Origin of the sequence: Halogeometricum rufum, from assembly GCF_900112175.1 — an archaeon.
GTDB classification, from domain to species: Archaea; Halobacteriota; Halobacteria; order Halobacteriales; family Haloferacaceae; genus Halogeometricum; species Halogeometricum rufum.
The window spans coordinates 114,693-132,657 of record NZ_FOYT01000006.1 but is presented as its reverse complement, the minus strand read 5'-3'; the positions used below and the strand labels follow the sequence as shown (position 1 = coordinate 132,657).

13 protein-coding genes are annotated in these 17,965 nt (G+C 69.5%); 5 read left to right on the top strand and 8 right to left on the bottom strand.

What is annotated here, in order from left to right:
* Positions 1-5: 5 nt before the first annotated feature.
* Positions 6-1,001, top strand: a complete 996-nt coding sequence (locus BM310_RS19880; protein ID WP_089811123.1) for a glycosyltransferase family 2 protein — start codon at positions 6-8, stop codon at positions 999-1,001.
* Between the two features lie 39 nt (positions 1,002-1,040).
* Here the strand turns inward: BM310_RS19880 and BM310_RS19875 are convergent, their stop codons facing one another.
* The 4 genes from BM310_RS19875 to BM310_RS19860 form a co-directional block, all read right to left on the bottom strand.
* Positions 1,041-1,898, bottom strand: a complete 858-nt coding sequence (locus BM310_RS19875; protein ID WP_089811122.1) for a polysaccharide deacetylase family protein — start codon at positions 1,896-1,898, stop codon at positions 1,041-1,043.
* The gene (locus BM310_RS19870) at positions 1,899-2,765 is read right to left on the bottom strand and encodes an FkbM family methyltransferase (RefSeq protein WP_089811120.1); all 867 of its coding nucleotides are present in this window, start codon (positions 2,763-2,765) and stop codon (positions 1,899-1,901) included.
* A 1-nt stretch (position 2,766) separates the two neighbouring features.
* On the bottom strand, positions 2,767-3,906 hold the full coding sequence (locus BM310_RS19865) for an FG-GAP repeat domain-containing protein (protein ID WP_089811117.1): 1,140 nt from the start codon (positions 3,904-3,906) through the stop codon (positions 2,767-2,769).
* Positions 3,907-3,973: 67 nt separating this feature from the next.
* Complete coding sequence (locus BM310_RS19860; RefSeq protein ID WP_089811115.1) at positions 3,974-4,921, bottom strand: sugar phosphate isomerase/epimerase family protein; 948 nt, start codon at positions 4,919-4,921, stop codon at positions 3,974-3,976.
* Positions 4,922-5,106: 185 nt separating this feature from the next.
* On the opposite strand from BM310_RS19860, the gene BM310_RS19855 reads away from it, so the two are divergent.
* The gene (locus BM310_RS19855) at positions 5,107-6,330 is read left to right on the top strand and encodes a Gfo/Idh/MocA family protein (protein WP_089811113.1); all 1,224 of its coding nucleotides are present in this window, start codon (positions 5,107-5,109) and stop codon (positions 6,328-6,330) included.
* Positions 6,331-6,354: 24 nt separating this feature from the next.
* Here the strand turns inward: BM310_RS19855 and BM310_RS19850 are convergent, their stop codons facing one another.
* Positions 6,355-7,467 carry a DUF354 domain-containing protein gene (locus BM310_RS19850; protein WP_089811112.1) on the bottom strand — a complete coding sequence of 371 codons (1,113 nt, stop codon included), beginning with the start codon at positions 7,465-7,467 and terminating at the stop codon, positions 6,355-6,357.
* Between the two features lie 199 nt (positions 7,468-7,666).
* Positions 7,667-8,662: a DUF1616 domain-containing protein gene (locus BM310_RS19845; protein WP_089811109.1), complete on the bottom strand. Its 996-nt coding sequence runs from the start codon at positions 8,660-8,662 to the stop codon at positions 7,667-7,669.
* Positions 8,663-9,051: 389 nt separating this feature from the next.
* On the opposite strand from BM310_RS19845, the gene BM310_RS19840 reads away from it, so the two are divergent.
* From BM310_RS19840 to BM310_RS19830, 3 genes are all read left to right on the top strand, one after another.
* Positions 9,052-10,266 carry a hypothetical protein gene (locus BM310_RS19840; protein ID WP_089811107.1) on the top strand — a complete coding sequence of 405 codons (1,215 nt, stop codon included), beginning with the start codon at positions 9,052-9,054 and terminating at the stop codon, positions 10,264-10,266.
* A 59-nt stretch (positions 10,267-10,325) separates the two neighbouring features.
* Entirely contained in the window at positions 10,326-13,700 is a 3,375-nt protein-coding gene (locus tag BM310_RS19835; protein WP_089811105.1) for an Eco57I restriction-modification methylase domain-containing protein, read from the top strand.
* Positions 13,701-13,837: 137 nt separating this feature from the next.
* The gene (locus BM310_RS19830; RefSeq protein ID WP_089811103.1) at positions 13,838-14,497 is read left to right on the top strand and encodes a DedA family protein; all 660 of its coding nucleotides are present in this window, start codon (positions 13,838-13,840) and stop codon (positions 14,495-14,497) included.
* Between the two features lie 109 nt (positions 14,498-14,606).
* On the opposite strand, the gene BM310_RS19825 is transcribed toward BM310_RS19830, so the two are convergent.
* Positions 14,607-14,891, bottom strand: a complete 285-nt coding sequence (locus tag BM310_RS19825) for a HalOD1 output domain-containing protein (protein WP_089811101.1) — start codon at positions 14,889-14,891, stop codon at positions 14,607-14,609.
* 156 nt (positions 14,892-15,047) lie between these two features.
* A complete protein-coding gene (locus BM310_RS19820) occupies positions 15,048-17,807 on the bottom strand; it encodes a bacterio-opsin activator domain-containing protein (RefSeq protein WP_089811098.1) in 2,760 nt (919 codons plus the stop codon).
* Between the last annotated feature and the right edge of the window lie 158 nt (positions 17,808-17,965).

Below are 17,965 nucleotides of genomic sequence, written 5' to 3'. Positions count from 1 at the left end.
CCGACATGCGTAGCGAACCGGACGGCGAGCAGACGACGGGGGCCGGTGCCGACGTGAGCACCGCCGCACCCGAGAGTGAACGATTCGCGGCGTTGCCCGAGGAGTACCGTCGGCGCATCGAGACCGAGTTCGACGACGCTCCGGACGTCGAGCCGACGATATCCGTCGTCGTCGTCACGTTCCGGACCGACCGCGAGGCGTTCGAGTCGGTGCTCGACGCCCTCGGGGCACAGACCCACGAGGCGTTCGATTTCGTCGTCGTGAACAACGGCGTCGACTGGGACATCGAGTCGCGACTCCGCGAGTTCGACCACGGGACGACGTACGTCGAACTCGTCCGCAACTGCGGCGTCACGCTCGCGCGCAACCTCGGCGCCGAACTCGCCCGCTCGGACCTCCTGCTGTTTCTCGACGACGACGCCGTCCCCGCAGCGGACTTCGTCGAGGCACACCGGCGAGCGCACGACGACGAGGGCGTGGTCGCCGTCCGCGGCCGCATCTTCCCGCAGTCGAAGTCGTTCTACAACCGGCTCCAGCAGTGGTACGACCTCGGCGACCGGTCGCTGCCGTACCTCCTCAACATCGAGGGCAACACCTCCATCGACCGCGACGCCCACCGCTCGGTCTCGGGGTTCGACGAGCGACTCGGCGGCCGCGCGGGGCACGAGGGCATCGACCTCACCTACCGCCTCGTCGAGGCCGGCTACGACCGCGACCAGATCGTCTACTGTCCCGACGCTATCATCTACCACGACTACGCGACGAGTCTCCTCGGCTACGTCCGCAAACGAATCGTCAGCCGTCGCTACCGGAAGCGACTCACCGAGCGCCGACCCGAACTGTTCGATTTCGCCAGCACGTACTCGCCACCCGACCACGTGGTTCACGAGAAGTCCTCGCTGGACCACGTCGTCCACCTCGCACTCGACGGCGTCATCCGCGTCGGCTGCCGACTGGCCGAGACGCGCGACGCCCTCGGCGACCGACTCCCGAGCGTCTAGTCTCCCGTCCGACGATTCGCGCCGGCTTCGACTGCTTCCTCAGCCGACCAGTTCCGTCAGTCGCCACCGAAGTCCCGAGAGGTCGAAGCGAACCCGGTGGGTCGGTTCGTGGGCGCGCACTCGCGGGAGTCGGTAGGCGTCGGCCGCCTCGGGGTCCGAGAGGACGCCCCGCTCGGAGGTGACGGCCATCGCGTGCGACTCCCGCACCACGTCCACCGCCGCCTCCGAGTAACGGCCGAACGGGTAGCAGAAGCGGTCTACCGCGACGCCGAGGCGGTCCTCGAGTTCGTCGCGCGCGCCGACGATTTCGTCTTCCAGCGTCTTCCGGTCGCGCACGCGCGCGAGGTCCAGATGGGTTCGCGTGTGCGTGCCCACGGTGACGAGGGGGTCGGCGGCCACCTCGCGCAGTCGGTCCCACGACATCACCCCGGGGTCGCGGACCGACTCGTCTACGAACGCCGCCGGGTCGTTGAACGCCTCGTGGTCCACCGGTGACCGCGCGAAGCGGTAGGCGTAGCCGTCGGGGCACCCGCCGACGAACGCGACGGGGACGAACAGCGTCGCCGGCACCCGGTACTCTCGGAGGACCGGGAGCGCGTTCTCGTAGAAGTCGTCGTACGCGTCGTCGAACGTGAGTGCGACGCGCTTCTCGCCGCCGGCTTCGAGGACGGCCGGGAGGTCGACCACCTCGAAGGCGTCGGTGAGGTAGTCGAGGTCACGCCGGAACCGGTCGACGGAGACGTTGCCGTAGCCGGCGGGTTCGCCGACGGCGTGGTACGCGAGGACGGCGTTCGACTCGTCGGGGTAGTGCCGCGAGAACTGCGTCGCGCCGTCGAGGCGCGCCAGCGCCTCGAACCCCCCGCGGGCGAGGCGGCGCGGGAGGCCGGCGCCGGACACTTACGACTCCCGGACGGCGCGCAGGAAGTGACCGCCGTCCCACTCGACGAGGCGTTCGACGCGCAGGCCCGATGATTCGAGCACGTCGCGTATCTCCTCGCCCTCGTCGCCGCGGGTGAAGTGCTTCTCGTAGACGTTGACGTAGACGACGCGGCAGTCGAGGAGCGTGTGTTCGAGGCCGCGCAGGACGCCGAGTTCGGCCCCCTGCACGTCCACCTTCAGAACCGTCGGCGCGGGGACGCCGTCGGCGACGAGCGAGTCGCCCCGGTCGGTCCGGACGGCGATGCGCCGCCGTTCGGTGGGGCCGCCGACGACGCCGAACGCGCCCGTGCCGTCCGGACTGCTGACGCCCAGTTCGGCGCGTCCGCGTTCGTCGTCGAGGGCGAGTCGCCGCACCGTCGCGTCGCGCCCGTTCCGGTCGAGGTTCTCGCGGAGTCGGTCGACGTTCTCGGGGTGGGGTTCGATGGCGACGACGCGTTCCGGCGGGAGTCGCCCGGCCGCGAGGACGCTGAAGACGCCGACGTTCGCGCCCACGTCCCACACCACGTCGTCGTCGCGGAGCGAGCGAACGAACGCCGCCAGCACCGTCGCGTCTGGGTCCGAGCGGTACTTGGCGAACCCGCGGTACTCGAACCGCGTCGAGACGCGGAAGCGCGCCTCGTCGTCGCCGGCGCGGAACACCACCTCGTCCGGGAGGAAGACCGCCGCCGCGCGGTTCGCCACGTCGGAGAGCGTGCCGGTGAGACCGCTCCGTCTGGCGGCGTTGGCCAACGGCGTCCCGGCGAGTCGGTCGACGACGGCGTCCTTCGCGGTGCTCACGCCGCCGCGAACGGACTCGGACGGTTCGGAGTCGATTTTCGACGCCATCTCACACCACGTTGAACCACGCGTCCACGCTCGGTTCGACGTACGACTTCCCGACGATGTCGAGGGCGCCGTCGCCGTCCAGGTCCACCAGTTTCGCCTCGTGCGTCGGGGCGCCCTCGACGATGACCTCCGCGTCGAACGTCCCGTCGCCGCCGTTCCAGAAGACGAACTGCCGGGGGTCGTGGCCCGACTCCAGTCCCATCTCGGCGACGTAGATGTCGGGTGTCCCGTCGCCGTCCAGGTCCGCGACTTGCAGGGAGTGGGGGTTCGACAGGTCGTCGTGGAGGACGGTCGCCTCCCAGTCCGGGGGGTCGAACACGGCGAGACGGGCGCGTCTGTCGCCCTGATACGGCAGGTCGCCCTCCGTGACGACGACTTCGTCTTCGCCGTCGCCGTCCACGTCGGCGGCGACGACGCGCGTCCACTCCCAGCCCTCGGCTATCCGCTCGCGGGTCCACGTGCCGTCGTCCGCGCGGTGGAAGACGTTCGGCCCGGCGAGAATCTCCACGTCGCCGTCGCCGTCGAAGTCGCCTATCTGGACGCCCTCGACGTCGAGGTTCTCGGCGACGACGTGCCGGTTCGCCACCGGCCACGGTTCGCGCCGCGGGTCCTCGGGCACGTCGTAGTAGAAGACCACTTCGCTCTCTTGCGAGAGGCCGACGACTTCGACGTCGCCGTCCCCGTCCACGTCGGCGACGGCCACGTCGTGGTACTTCTCGAAGTCGTCGGTGACGAGGCGGCGCGTCCACTCCTCGCGGGGGTCGTCGGGCTGTTCGAACCAGTAGAGGTCGTACTGGTTGATGTTCTGCCCGGCGACGAGGTCCATCCTCCCGTTCCCGGTGACGTCGCCGAGGGCACCGCCGACCGAGAGGTCCGGCGCGCGCGCCACGTCGTGGCGTTCCCAGCCCGGGTTCTCGTACCAGAAGACGTTCCACTCGCGTCGATGAATCGCCTCGCGCGTCCCCGGCAGTTTCCGGAGGTCTATCTCCTTGTCGAGGACCGGGAGTGTGACGGGATACTCGCCGCCGAGTGCGCCGACGAGGACGTCCGGACGACCGTTCCCCGTGAGGTCGGTCGTGAGACAGAAACTCATGCGACCGCTCGGGGGCGCGTCGTCCAGGCGACGGTGCTGAAGCTCCATACGTCGTCCGTCCGGCGAGACCCCGATTGTAATAGCCCGATTAACCGCCTGAGCGACGTAGCGAGGGCTATCGCGACGGCTCGGCGCGCGCGGCCTCACCGGGCGCGTCCGTCTCGGACCCGCCGCAGAGGCGGGAGAGCAGGGCCGCGCCGTCTTCGACGGTCTGGTGGGGGTCGGCCGGGTCGTCGTGTTCGTAGACCAACCACTCGGTCCCGCTCTCGCGGGCGGCGCGAGCGACGGCGTCGAAGTCGACGGCTCCCGTGCCGGGGTCGGCGTTCTCGTAGGTCCCGAACCGGCCCGTCGGCGTCACGTCGCGGACGTGGACCAGCGGTACCCGACCGGCGGCGAGTTCGATGGCCGCGGCGGGGTCGAAGCCGGCCGCGGTCACCTCGCCCACGTCCACCTCGAAGAACAGGTCGTCCGGCGTCGTCCGGGCGAAGAGGTTCCAGAAGCCCGACTTGCTCGGAATCTCCGTGGGGTCGTGCCGCGGGTCCGCGCGGCGGAGGCGGGCGAGGGCCTCGCCGCCCAGGTTGGCGACGCCTTGCGGGACGGGCGTCCGGTCGAACAGTTGCCCGACGACCCCGGGGTACATCGGGTAGAGGTCGTGCCGAATCGTGTGGTAGCCGAGGTCCACGTCGTGCGCGTCGAGTTCGTGGGCCGCGTCGGCGATGCGGTACGAGAGCGACCGGACGGCCCACCGCGTCTGGAACTCCCGTTCGGAGATGTGCGGGACGACGACGCGGTCACAGCCGACCGCGTCCAGTCGGTCGAGCAGGTCGTTCTCCCCCTCGACGGCGGCTTCGACCGTCGAGAGGTCGGCGTGGACGGCGACGGGGACGACGCCCGTCTCGTCGAGTGCGTCGGCGACGGCGTCGACGTCCGCCTCGAAGAACCGGGTGGCGAACTCGACGCCCTCGAATCCGGCGTCGGCGACGCGGCGAATCACGTCCGGGAGCGAGTCGGTCGACTCGCGGACGCTGTACAACTGTATCGCTGGACGGGGCGGTCGCTCCATACCTCGCGGTGTCCCGTCCGAGCCATTGTAATGGAGCGTCTAAGCCCGTGCATCCGGCAAATGCTGTCGAATCACACGGCCGCCGACCGTACGGCGGACCGTCGCCGTTGGGCGGGTCGCTGCCGGCGTCGTCGCCGGCCGTTATGCCGTGAATACTCAACGACCGCACGCTCGTACCGACGCCCGTGACATTCAGAATCGGATTCGTCGGCACCGGCGACCCCGACGGCGACGGCTTCGCCATGGCGTACCGGCACGCCGCGGGCTACGAACGACTCGACGACTGCGAACTCGTCGCCTGCGCGGACGTCGTCCCCGAGAACGCCGCGGCGTTCGCCGAGGCGCACGACATCGACGACTCGCACGTCTACGAGGACTACGAGGCGATGCTCGACGAGGCGGAACCGGACGTGGTCAGCGTCTGCGTCCCGCCCGCCCTCCACGCTGACATCGTGGTCGACATCGCTCACAGCGGCGTCGTGCGGGGCGTCCACTGCGAGAAGCCGATGGCGCTGACGTGGGGCGACGCGAAGCGCATGGTCGAGGAGTGCGAGGCGGAGGGCGTCGCCCTCACCATCAACCACCAGCAGCGCTTCGGGAAGCCCTACCGGAAGGCCAAGGACCTCCTCGACGACGGGACGATAGGCGACCTTCGGCGCATCGAGTTCCGCGAGGAACACCTGTACGACACGGGCACGCACTCGTTCGACCTCGCGAACTTCTACAACGACATGGAACCCGTGGAGTGGGTGCTCGCGCAGATAGACTACACCGACGAGAACGTGCTGTTCGGGACGCACAACGAGAATCAGGCGATGGCCCAGTGGCGCTACGAGAACGGCGTCTACGGGCTGGCCTCGACCGGTCGCGGCGAGGCGTTCTGCGGCGACGCCCTGTTCCGCCTCCGCGGAACGGACGGCGAAATCGAGGTGCGCGACGACGGGACGCTCGCGTACCGCCGCGACGGCAAGTCGTGGAAGACGGCCAAGACGGGGACGGACGGGCGCTACCGGCCGAAACCCGGTCGAGTGCGCGCCGGCGCCAGACTCGTCGCCGGTCGCCTCTCCTCGCGACTCGCGGACCGACTCGACGCCACGACGTACACCGAACGGGCCGTCGAGGAACTCGTCGGTGCCCTCCGCGACGGCGAGCAGTCCGAGTTGAACGGCCGCGACGCCCTCGCCGCCGACGAACTCATCTTCGCCGCGTGGGAGTCCTCGCGCCGGCGCGGACGCGTCGAACTCCCGTTGGAAGTCGAGGACAACGCGCTCGAATCGATGGTCGCAGAACGGAAGGTCGGTCCCGAGGCGACGGACCGGAGCATCGCGGACGAGGAGTCCGACGCCGTCGCGGGCGGGAGTCGACTCGGGGCGCTTCGGTCGCGTCTCGTCGGGTTCGTCGGTCGGTAGCGCTCCGACGCTTCGGACGGGCGCTCAGTCGAGCGTCTCGTTCATCAGGTCGGCGGTCAGGTCGGCGACTTCGCGCCGGACGCGTCGCGCGCGCGTCAGGTCCGGTTGCGCGTCATGGTCGGTGATGGACTCCACGTAGTCGAGGACGTCCTCGGCGTTGCGGGAGTGGAATATCTCGCCCTCCTCGATGAGCGCGCGGTCCACCGAGATGAGCGTGCTCGGGAAGAACGACACGGCGGGTGTCTGCATGCGCGACGCTTCGCGCGCCATCGTTCCGGACCCCGTCAGCACACAGCGCGCGTGCCACGCGAGTTCAAGCCCCGAGAGGGGTTCGTCCGGGACGTACACCCGTTCGGGCGGCAGTCCGTCGGCGAACGCGCGGTCCGTCCCCTCGCGGGGGAGGTAGACGACGTTCACGCCGCGTTCGACGGCGCCGGCGAGGATGTCGGGGACGAGAGACCCCTCGGCGTCCACGTACGTCGCGGAGAGTGCTTCCGGACGGACGACGATGAAATCCTGGCTCTCGAACGGAATCGTGTCGAGGAACGACGGGTCGGGCTCGAAGGCGGCGACGTAGACGTCCTCCTTGTAGCCGTCGTACGTGTGGATGCTGTCGGGGTCGGCACCCCGGTCGGTCAGCACCTCGGTTCGGAACGCCGTGGGGACGACGTTGTGCGTCGCCTGCGCTTCCAGCCGGTGGTACAGTTCCTCGGCGGCCAACCCGTCCACGTAGGCGCAGATGTCGTTATCGGTGAAGTGGATGGAGGGGATGCCGCGAACCTTCGCCGCGAGGATGCACATCGCGTTTCGCGAGGAGAGCGCAACGTCGGCGTCCGGCGCTTCGAGTGCCAGTTGAGCGGTTCGTAGCGGAATCCCTACCTTGCGTAAGTGGGGGTTCTCGTAGTCTTTTCCGACCGTCCGAAAGTCGTAGCCGACCTGTCGGGCCAACGGTACCGTCTCGGTCTTCTCGCGAACGGTCACGGTCGGCTCGACGTTGGAGAACGAGTCTGTCAGCGCCTTGAAGAAGAACGGATGGGAAGGGCTCGCGAGGTCGACCCACGCCTCGACGGTTTGGGCGACGCTGCGCGTCGTCTCGGACGGTTCGTCTTCGCTGGCGGCGAACGTTGCGCGGCTCACAGCTCACCACCTTCGGCCGGGAGGGTCGTGCGAGGGCCACCGGTCGTGCGGGGGCTATCGAGTGCGCTCGTCATCTATCGCACACAGCACAGAGAACGCACTTGGTTATGCGTCGGTGAACGACCGGCCGTTCCGATTGCGGCGAAAATATGTCTTGCGTTAGTGTCGATTCACGCGAATTTGCTCGGGAGAGCGACGGCTACGTGCCGGTGTCCGACCCGTCCTCGACGTTCATCCAGAGCGTGACGTGTCGGTACGACGACTCGACGTTCGGGCTCTGCGGGGCGTCGCCGCGGTAGACGAGGTAGGCGAGACGGACGTTCTCGCCGGATATCTGTGGGGCGACTTCGTGCGTCAACTGCCAGCTGTCGCCCGCCCGGAGCGTCTCCGAGAAGCGGTCTATCTCGTTCGTGGCGACCACGTCCCCGTTCGATTCGACGCGTTGCAGTTGGACCACCACCGTGTAGTTCGTCGTCTCCTGCTCGAAGTTCTCGACGAGGAGGACGAGTTCGCCGCTCTCGCCGACCGAGAGGTTCTGCGGGTAGTCTCCCGCGACGAGCGACCCGTCGTCCTGTTCGGTCAGCAGCGACACCTGCGTGTACGACGCGCTCCCGACGCTCGCCGGCGAGATGAGCGCGAACGCGACGGTGGCGGTGGCGACGACGACGACGGCCGCGAGCGCCACGTTGAGAGCGCCGTCCCAGTCGGACCGGCCGCGCGCCACCTCACGGTACCGGACGAGCACGCCGACCGGCGGCACGTAGCGCGTCTCCGCCGCGACGCGGAGCCGTCGGACGGCGCCGAGAACCGTGGCGACGACGGCGAACGTGCCGCAGACGGCGGCGACGTTCGGCCCGGTGAACTCGAACCCGCCGACTTCGAGCCCCCACGCGAAGACGGGGACGAGCGCGACGCTCAGACCGACGCCGAGCGCGAGACGCTCGAAGAACGGCAGTCCCGCGTGTTCCGTCTCGCTCCCCGTGAACGCCGACGGCAGGTCGCCCACGCCGGGACGCGTCTCCTTCGCGGCCGGGAAGACGAGCGTCGTGAGCGCGTAGCCCGGGAGGAAGAGGACGAGCACGCCGGCGAGGACCGCTCTGAGGGTGACCGGTTCGAGGTTCAAGACGGTGAAGACCGCACCCGCGGTGAGCGCGATGGTCGCGACGACGTCCGCGTAGACTGCGCGGCCGCTCACGACGTATCACTCCGGGCGCGGCGGGCGAAGCGAGACGTCTGCGTGCGCTGGGAGGCGTTCATAGGGGTATCTCGTCGGGTGTCCTTTCGGTACGCGCTTTGTTATGGCTGGAATAATCGCTCACCGCGCGCGAACCGCGCGAGACGTGCTCACGGTCCGCATACCCCGTCGCCGACGAATCTGACCGTTCGCTTATGACGCTGAAAATGTAATTCTGTGATAAATACCTATCCGTAACAACGACTGTATGGTTAGGAAGAGACTTCGACCGGAGATACTATTTTGTCCGAGCACAATCAGTTCTACCGAAGTCCCGGGCGTCGCACGTGGGGTCGATGGACGCGAAACGCCGAAGAGGCTACGCCCGGTGCTCACCTGACAAGTAGATTATGAATCATCTCTCCCCTCTCGAAACTGCCGAACGCGCCCTCGACTGGGCTCGGGAGCGAGACTACGCGGGGTACGACCCGTACGACGGCCTCAACAGCCCGATTCTCTCGTCGCTCTCGACGAACTGGTTCACGCGTCTCGTCGCCATCCACGGCGTCAACAAGTCGCCGGTGAATCTCCGTCCGTTGCTCGGCATCGAACCGGAACGCAACCCGAAGGGCATCGGCCTGTTCGCATCGGCGTGCCTGCGGTTGTACGAGACGACGGACGACGAGGCGTACCTCGCGGAGGCGGAACGACTCCTTCGGTGGTTGCGAGAGCACACCTCGCCGGAGACTGAGCGGCACGCGTGGGGGTACAACTTCGACTGGCAGAACGCCCGTCGGTTCTTCCTCCCCGAGTACCACCCGTCCATCGTGGTGACGGTGTTCTGCGCTCGCGCGTTCCTCGAACACCACGAAGTGACCGGTGCCACGTGGTCGCTCGAGGTGGCCGACGACGCCGCGGCGTACATCCGCGAGGGAATCAACGTCGTCGACGTCGAGGGGTTCGACGCCTACACCTACACGCCGCACGACGAGTTCGTCGTCATCAACGCGAACGCCCTCGCCGCGGGGTTCTTCCTCCGCCTGTCCGACCACACCGACGACGACGCCCTGTTCGAACGCGCGGAGGAACTGTTCGAGTTCGTCCTCCACGCGCAGGACGACAGCGGCGCGTGGTACTACTCGATGCCCGCCTCGGACTCGCACCTCAGCCACGACAACTTCCACACCGGGTTCGTCCTCGAGAGCCTCCACGAGTACGTCACGCGCGTCGAGAGCGAACGCGTCCGCGAGGCGTACGAGAACGGGCTGTCGTTCTTCGTCCGGGAACTGTTCGAGGAGGACGGCGCGCCCAAGTTCGAGTCCGACCGGTCCAAACCGTACGACGCACACGCGTCGGCGCAGGCGCTCATCACCCTCGTCCAGTCGGACGACCCGGAGGCGCACGAGGTTGCGACCCGCGTCTACGACTGGACGATGGACAACCTCTACGACCCCGACGGCTACTTCTACCGTCGCGTCGGGCGGTTCTTCGACGACGAGACGCCGTACATGCGCTGGAGTCAGGGCTGGATGACGCTCGCCCTCGCGACGCTTGCGCGCGAAGAAGTCGTCGACGCGGACGGCGAACGGGCCACGGACCGCGTCAGCGTCGGAGCCGAGGAGTGAGGCGGCCCCGGGACTCCCCGCCGTACCTTTTTGTCGCAGGACGCGGCCAGTCCCGGTAGATGACCCCGTCCCGTCGCGTCGCCGACCCGCGCTTCGCCACGCCGACGCTGGCGGTAGACCTGCCGTCGCTCGTCGACTCGCGGCGCGAGGCGTCGACACTCGCCGACCGGGAGGCGGCGGTCGAACGGGCGTGGGAGGCGTCGGCGACCCGACGGGTCTCCGTTCCCGACGCCCTCGGACTCGCCGAGAGCGACGTTCCCGTGGAGTCGGTTCCGACGGGCGAACTCGACGCGAACGGGCGCGAACCCGCCGCGCGAACGCTGGTGACGCGACTCGCCGGGACGGACCGCTGGGGGGTCCTCACCGACGGCCGGTACTGGCGTCTGTACGGCGGCGGCGACCCGGACGAACAGCGGTTCCACGAACTGGACCTCCGAGCGCTCCTCGCCGGCGACGGCGGGTCGGCGTCGACCCGCGGCCGCCGTCGCTTCGTCGCCCTGTTCGCGCGCGAGGCGTTCGAGGGCGACGCGGACGAGGAGGACGCGAACGGGGGCGACGCCGAGTCGTTCCTCGACGCCCTCGCGTCGGCGGACGCGGCGCGCCGGGCGTCCGTCCGCGCCTCGCTGGGTGACCGGTTCGTCACGGCCGTCGAGACGCTCCGCGCGGCCCCCGACGGCCCGTCGGACGGCGCGTCGGTCGCAGTCGCCTTCCGCCTCGCGTTCGACCTGTTCGCCGCCGACCGAACCGGGACGCCGCGGTTCGTCGCCGACGCGGACGCCCTCCGGGCCGTCCGTGACCGACTCGCCGCCGCGCCGACGGCGGACGAGTCGGCGGGGGGCGGGCCGACGCTCGACTCGACGGGGAGCGAGACGCTCCGCGAGTGGGTCGCCGGGGCTGCCGACTCGGCGCTGGGCGGGCCGTTCGGGACCGGACCGTCTGCAGACGCCGCGGGGGCGTCGCCCGACGACTCGGCGTCGTCTCCCACCGGCGTCGGCGACCCGTCGTCGGCCGCCGACGTTCGGTCGCTCACCGACGAGACGCTCGAACGGGTCTGTTCGCTCCTCGGGACCGTCTCCTGCGACGGCCGGCGGTTCGGCGTGGACTACCGGACGGTGGACGCTCGTCACCTCGCCGACGTGCACGAACGCCTCGTCGACGCGTTCGAGCGGTCCGCCGGCGGACGGACGACGCGCCGGAAGGCCCACGGGTCGTTCTACACGCCCGATTCGGTCGTGACGTACCTCGCGGCGCGGACCGCGGGGTCGCTCGCGGACGACGCGCGGGACGACGCCGCGGACGAGGCGGGAGACGCCTTCGTCGCCGCCGTCCGCTCGTCGCTCCTCGACGCTCGGGTGGCCGACCCCGCGATGGGCGGGGGGACGCTCCTCGTCGCCGTCGCTCGCCGCCTCGCGTCGGGGATTCGGCGGGCGGCGCGCGAGGCGGGTGCGCCGGTCGAACCGGTCGCGTCGGTCCGACGGGCCGTCGTCGAGCGGTGTCTGTACGGCGTGGACCGCAGTCCGACCGCGGCCGCCGTCGCCCGACTGGTCTGTCTGGTCGAGACGCTCGGGCCCGAGGCGGACGTCGACCGACTCCCCGCGTTGGCCGACCACCTCCGGTGCGGCGACGCGTTGCTCGGCCCCGGCCCGGACGCGGACGACGCCGACCCCGCCGCCGGCACCGCGGCGGACCGACCGGGAGCGATTCGCTGGCGGACGGCGTTCGCCGAGGTGTTCGACGCCGAGAACAGCGGACGCGGTGGTGTCGGATTCGACGCCATCGTCGGCAACCCGCCGTGGAAGGGAACGGCCGGCCGCGCGGACATCAGCGCGCGTATCGACGGCGACACGACGGCTCACCTCAAGCGAACCTTCGAAGCCGCCGCCGGCCCCCAACCGAACCTCTACGCCGCGTTCCTCGAACGGGCGTGTCGCCTCGCCCCCGGCGGCCGCGTGGCGCTCGTCGTCCCCGACGCCCTCCTCGTTCGACTCTCGGCCGCCCCCGCCCGCCGGTTCCTCATCGACGCCGGGGGCGTGACGCACCTCCTCCGGGTGGGAACCGTCTTCGCCGACGCGAACGAGGGCGCCGCCGTCGTCGTCTGCGCCCCGGAGACGGACACGGGGGCGGACGCGACGGGGAAGAACGCCATCCGGACGTGGTTCGGCGACGCGGAGGCGTTCGCGGTCGCCGCGCGGGCCGACTCGTTCGAGTACGGGCGTCTCAGCCGGGAGACGGTGGCGTCAGAGGCGTACGCCCGCTTCCAACTCCTGCGCGACGACGTCGCCGAGGGCATCTTCCGGAAACTCGAACGCCGCGACCCGCTCGAGGCGGTGGGGTCCGTCGCCCGCGGCGAGGAGTTCGGCAAGCGCGACGACAGCGTCCACGAGGTGCCGGCGGACGGGACGCGGCCACTCGTCCCCGGGTCGGCGGTTCGGCCGTACGCCCTCCGACGGGGGGAGATTCGACACGTCGACGCCGAGGCCGTCTCGAAGGCCGTGTACGACCCGCCGAAACTGCTCTGTCGACAGACCGGACGCTTCCTCGTCGGAACGCTCGACGTCGAGGGACTCGCCAACCTGAAGTCGGTGTACGACGTCCACGTCGACCCCGTACACCGCTCGGCGGGTCCCGCGGACGACGAGCGACTGCTGAAGCACCTCCTCGGCCTGCTGAACTCGCGGGTGTACAACTACTACCACTACGTCCGGCGGAACGCCTACCCCGCGCAGTTCCCGCAGCAGAACCAGCGCAACTACGAGACGCTCCCCGTCTGGTCGGGGTCGGTCGACGACGAACTCGTCTCGTTGGTCGACCGACGACTCGCCGTCGGTCGCGAACGGGCGTCGCTCGCCGACGACGTCGCCTCGGTCGTCGAGTTCGAGGACGCGTCGGTCCCGCTCGACCGGTTCGACCCGGAGGTGGTGGACGACGGTCTCTCGCGCTCGCACCGCGCCGAGACGCCGGGGCTCCGAATCGCCGACCTCTCGGTTCGAGAGGCGGGCGACGAACTGACGCTCCGGGCGACGTACGAGACGGACGCGGGACGCGAGACGCGGGACGTGCTCCGGTTCGCCGCACCGTCGCCGCGGGACGCCGTCGTCCTCTCGACGTGGCTCCCCGCCGTCGGGGCGGCGACGGCGACGGACCGGCGGGCCTGCGGTCTCCGGCCGGTCGGTCGGAGTTCGCAGACGACGCCCGCGACCCGTCTCCGCGCCCTCCGCGTCCCGGACCCCGAGACGCACGCCGCGGCGGTGGCGAGGTGCGCCCGGGACCGCCGCCGCGCGGCGACACTCGACCGCCGCGCCGCGACGTTGGACGCCCGCATCGACGCCCGCGTCGCCGACGCCTGCGGGCTGACGGCCGACGAACGGAGGCGCGTCCGCGAGACGCTCGCCTCGGTGTCGGAGTGGACGGCGCTCCGGCGACCTTCGGGGTAGCGCGTCGGCCGAGTGCGGTCACCGTTCGCCGCCTCGCCGCGTCCGCGACGACGACGCTCCCGGCGGCGAGAAGATTGATTGCGGCGAGTCGAGTACGAGCCAGTCGCGCGGTTCCGTCCCCGCGAGCTTCAGCACCGATGAGCCTCACGCAACCCCTCCTCGACGCCCTCGTCCGGTACGGTTATCTCGGCATCTTCGTCTTCACGTTCCTCGAGACGTCGTTGCTGTTTCCCCTGTTACCCAGCGAACTCGTCGTCCCGGCGATAGCGGGCGTCGCCGTCGGGTCGGCGACGGGGGCCGTCGCGTTCGCCGCCGCCGGCGCGGCGGGCGGGACCGTCGGGGGACTGTTCGCCTACCGCGTCTTCGGCGCGCGCGGGGCGACGGCGGCCGAGCGATACGGCGACTCCGTCCGCGTCTCGCAGGACGACATCGACCGGGGGCGCCGACTGTTCTCCCGGTGGGGAGAACACTCGGTCCTCTGGGGACGACTGCTCCCGTTCTTCCGGTCGGCGGTGTCCATCCCGGCGGGGTTCGCGCAGATGAGTCTCGCGAAGTTCGCCGTCTACACCGCCGCGGGCACGTTCGCGTTCGACATCGCGGTGGCCGGCCTCGTGCTCTACGGGCGGCGACAGGTCGAACGCGTCGGCGCACGGCACCTCGCGACCCGACTCGTCGCTCTCCTGAACGAGTTCGTCGCCGCGCGGCCCGCCGTCGCCGCCGTCGTCGGTGCCGCCGCCGTCTTCCTCGCCGCCGTCGCGGTCGGTCTGGGTGTCAGCCGCTGGGCGCCGGCGAACTGACCGCCAGCCGGGCCGTGCGACTCGCGCGTCGGGTACGCCGGAAAAGGGAATCGCTGTGCCCCGACACCACCACGTTGCCGGGGAACGGTCGCCGGTTCGGTCGGGTCGGTCAGTCGGCGGCCACGTTGCTCGGCGGGACGACGTCCACGTTCCACTGGTCGTCCACGACGACCTCACAGCCGTCGAACGTGAAGCTCACGTGCCCCTCGACGAGCGACTGTTCGCCGGGCATCCCGACGAACAGGTTCTTGACGGCGTCCAGGTCGACGACGTCGTGCAGTCGTTCGCCGAGTTCCAGCGGGTCCACGCCCTTCGCGTCCGCCACCGTGGTCACAATCTGCCAGTCGAGGTCCTCGTCAACCGTCTCCGAACTACCACTTCGTGCCTGGTTCATACATCTGCAACTGTCCTCTCGTGATAAGTCAGTTGTAACTAAGCGGCTAGCGTATCGATAGCTCGTACGCTATGTAGATAGCCATCTATTCTTGGGAGATTGTCTCACGAACCGACTACTCTAGCCGCGAGTGACGAAAGGCCCCGTCTGCTCACTTCAGAGACGTGTTCGGCGCTCGTCGGCCAGCAGATTGTCGAGGAGTTTTCGCTCGGCGACGCGGAGGTGGCGCGAGAACGTCGGTTGGGCGACGTCCAGCGACGCCGCGAGTTCGCTGGCCGTCTGTTCGCGCGGCCACGAGAAGTAGCCCGAGAAGTAGGCGGTTCGGAGCGCCTCGAACTGTCGGTCGGTCAGCGACTCGCCGAGGTTCGCGCGGAACGACTGCTGAGTCTCGATGGAGCGTTCGCGGGTCCGCTTGGCGCTGAGTTCGGTCCCGGGGTACGACTCGCGGAGGTGTTCGACGAACTCGCGGACGTCCGACCCCGGCGAGAGTTCGACGACGACGTCCACCGCCTCCGGCGTCGCGGTGAGCGTCCGGACGGCACCGCCGAGGTCGGCCAGTCGCGAGGGAAGCGTCTCGGCCGCCAGTTGCACCTCGACCAGCGTCTCGTCGTCGCGTCGGACTATCTCTCGGACCTCCTCGACGACGACGAGCGACGAGAGCGTGTCGGCGTCGGCGTCCGGCCCTTCGAGCGTCAAGTAGAGTAGCGACCCGTCCGTCTGCGGGATGCTCCCCTCCAACTGCACTTCGCCGTCGAGCGCGCGTGCGATGCGGAGCAGCGGTTCGTTCTGACTGCTGACCCGAATCTCCAACTCGATGAGCGACTCGGTGTGAAGCGACTCCTTCGCCTCCGCCCCGTTGATGGCGTTCGCCGTGGTGACGCCGAGTTCCTCGAACATCAGCTGCGTCCCGTCGTCGAAGGCGTTCGGTTCCGTCGCGTACACGGTCAGCGCACCGTAACTGAACTCGTGGTACGTCAGGGGGACGCTCGCGACGGAGCCGAACTCCCTGTCGAGGGCGTCGCGCCGCCACTGGTGTTCCTGTATCTCCTGTCCGACGTTGTCGACCAGCGTCGTCTCGTCGGTCCGAATCGTCCGCACGCTCGGTTCCGACGCGTACGCCTCGGGCGACTCCGTCAGACAGTCCAGATAGCCGCGCTCCTCGCCCGCCCACGCGCGAGGCACGACCTGTTCGTTCACGCGGTCGTACGTGCCGACCCACGCGAACGCGATGGAGGGGCCGTCGACGAGTCGTTCGCAGACGGCCCGCTCTATCTCCTCCCGCGAGTCGGACTCGACGAGCACCCGGTTGACCTCGCGGAGCAGTTCGTTGAAGCGGTTCAGGTTGGTCAGTTCCTCGTTCCGTCGCGCCAACTCGCCCCTGCGACGTTCGAGTTCGAGCGACCGGGCGACCCGGTCGAGCGCCGCCTCGGCGTTCGCGGCCAGCAGGTGCGTCAGCGTCGACTGCCCCCGCGGGGAGTCCTCGCCAGACGACGACGTCGCGAGGACGCCGTGAGTGCCGAGGGGGATGGCGACGCTCTCGGCGGCGGCGTCGGCGGGGTCGGCCGGCGTGAGTTCGTCCCAGCGGTCGAGCGTCGTCACGTCGGTTCCGAGGTGGACAGACTCGCTCTCGGCGAAGCACCGCCAGAGCGCGCCGTCGCCGGGTCCGATGGACGGCGGTTCGCCCTCACCCTCCCACGCCACCGGTCGGAGTCGGCTGGCCTCCTCGTCGTAGAGGTAGACGACGACGGACTCCAGTTCGAGAATCTCCGTCGCGGTGCCGAGGACCGTCTCGCCGACGGCTGGCTTCGTCTGCGACTCGAATAGTTCGTGAGCCGAACTGTTGAGTGCGGTCAGCGTCCGCTCGTACCGCTTGCGGTCGCTGATGTCGCGGATGACGCCCACCGACCCGTGGGTACCGTCGCTGAAACTGAGCGCGGAGAAGCGCGTCTCGACGGGAATCGTGCTTCCGTCGGCCGTCTCCAGTTCCACGTCGAGGCGCCCGTCCGCTATCTCCCCGGTGAGTATCTGTTGGATGACCTCGCTCGCCTCGACGATGATGGACTCGTCGGCGAGCATCGTCGAGTGCGAACCGACGAGCGTCTCCCGGTCGTAGCCGGTCATCTCGACGACGGCTTCGTTGACCTCCGTGATTCGGAAGTTCTCGTCGAGGATGTAGATACCGTCGTCGATGGTCTCCAGGATGCGCTCGTAGCGATCCAGCGACTCCTCCGTCTCGGTTCGCTCGGTCACGTCCCGGTAGCGGAGCGCGAGTCCGTCGCGCAACGGGACGGCGTCGGCGGCGACCCGCCGCCCGTCCGGGAGCGTCGCCTCGAACGACTCGGCGTCGCCGGTCATCACGGCTTGCCAGCACTGCTCTGCGGTCGCGCGCGCGTTCGGACTCGCCGCCCAGACGTTCTCGCCGACCGGCGGAGCGTCCACGTCGCCGACGACGGCGGCGAACGCGTCCGTCGCCTCGACGACGCGCCACCGCCGGTCGAGGACGCAGGCGGCGTCACCGAAGGCGGCGGCGGCCGACACGACGTCGGTCGTGTCGACGCTGTCGTCGACGGCCGGTCCGCCCGCACCCGAGAGCCACGCCAGTCGGTCTGGCAGCGTCTCGTCCGATGGGACGACGGCCATCGCGCCCGCCTCGTACGCGCGTGACACCGCCTCGTCGCTCGCGTCCGTGAGGACGGCGACGACTACCGACCCGTCGGGCGCGGCGGCGACGGCGTCGACACTCGTGCAGACGATGCAGTCCACCTCGGGTTCGGCATCCGCCTCGGCCTCGCGGTTCGACCGGAGTTCGATTCTCTCGTCCGCGAGTAGGTACTCGCTGACCTCCTCGGGTCGGTGGTCGTCGCCGACGAGACGCACCTCCACCGAGAACTGCGAGGCGGTCGGTTCGACGGTCATTGGGAGTGTCCTAACGTTCGCCGGCAATAAGTGGTCGTATCCGAACGTAACGTATATTCAAGAATACCTGAACATAGTGGCAACCCCAGACCGACAGGATAGAAATAACTTCTCTAATCACTGAATTTCTGTAAAATACGAACATTAAGTGGGAAGAT

Excerpts from the sequence above, each read along its gene's own strand:
- BM310_RS19860 (WP_089811115.1), bottom strand. The coding sequence starts at position 4,921 with ATGGAGCGACCGCCCCGTCCAGCGATACAGTTGTACAGCGTCCGCGAG.
- BM310_RS19830 (WP_089811103.1), top strand. The coding sequence starts at position 13,838 with ATGAGCCTCACGCAACCCCTCCTCGACGCCCTCGTCCGGTACGGTTAT.
- BM310_RS19825 (WP_089811101.1), bottom strand. The coding sequence starts at position 14,891 with ATGAACCAGGCACGAAGTGGTAGTTCGGAGACGGTTGACGAGGACCTC.
- BM310_RS19820 (WP_089811098.1), bottom strand. The coding sequence starts at position 17,807 with ATGACCGTCGAACCGACCGCCTCGCAGTTCTCGGTGGAGGTGCGTCTC.
- BM310_RS19840 (WP_089811107.1), top strand. The coding sequence starts at position 9,052 with ATGAATCATCTCTCCCCTCTCGAAACTGCCGAACGCGCCCTCGACTGG.
- BM310_RS19835 (WP_089811105.1), top strand. The coding sequence starts at position 10,326 with ATGACCCCGTCCCGTCGCGTCGCCGACCCGCGCTTCGCCACGCCGACG.
- BM310_RS19880 (WP_089811123.1), top strand. The coding sequence starts at position 6 with ATGCGTAGCGAACCGGACGGCGAGCAGACGACGGGGGCCGGTGCCGAC.
- BM310_RS19865 (WP_089811117.1), bottom strand. The coding sequence starts at position 3,906 with ATGGAGCTTCAGCACCGTCGCCTGGACGACGCGCCCCCGAGCGGTCGC.
- BM310_RS19870 (WP_089811120.1), bottom strand. The coding sequence starts at position 2,765 with ATGGCGTCGAAAATCGACTCCGAACCGTCCGAGTCCGTTCGCGGCGGC.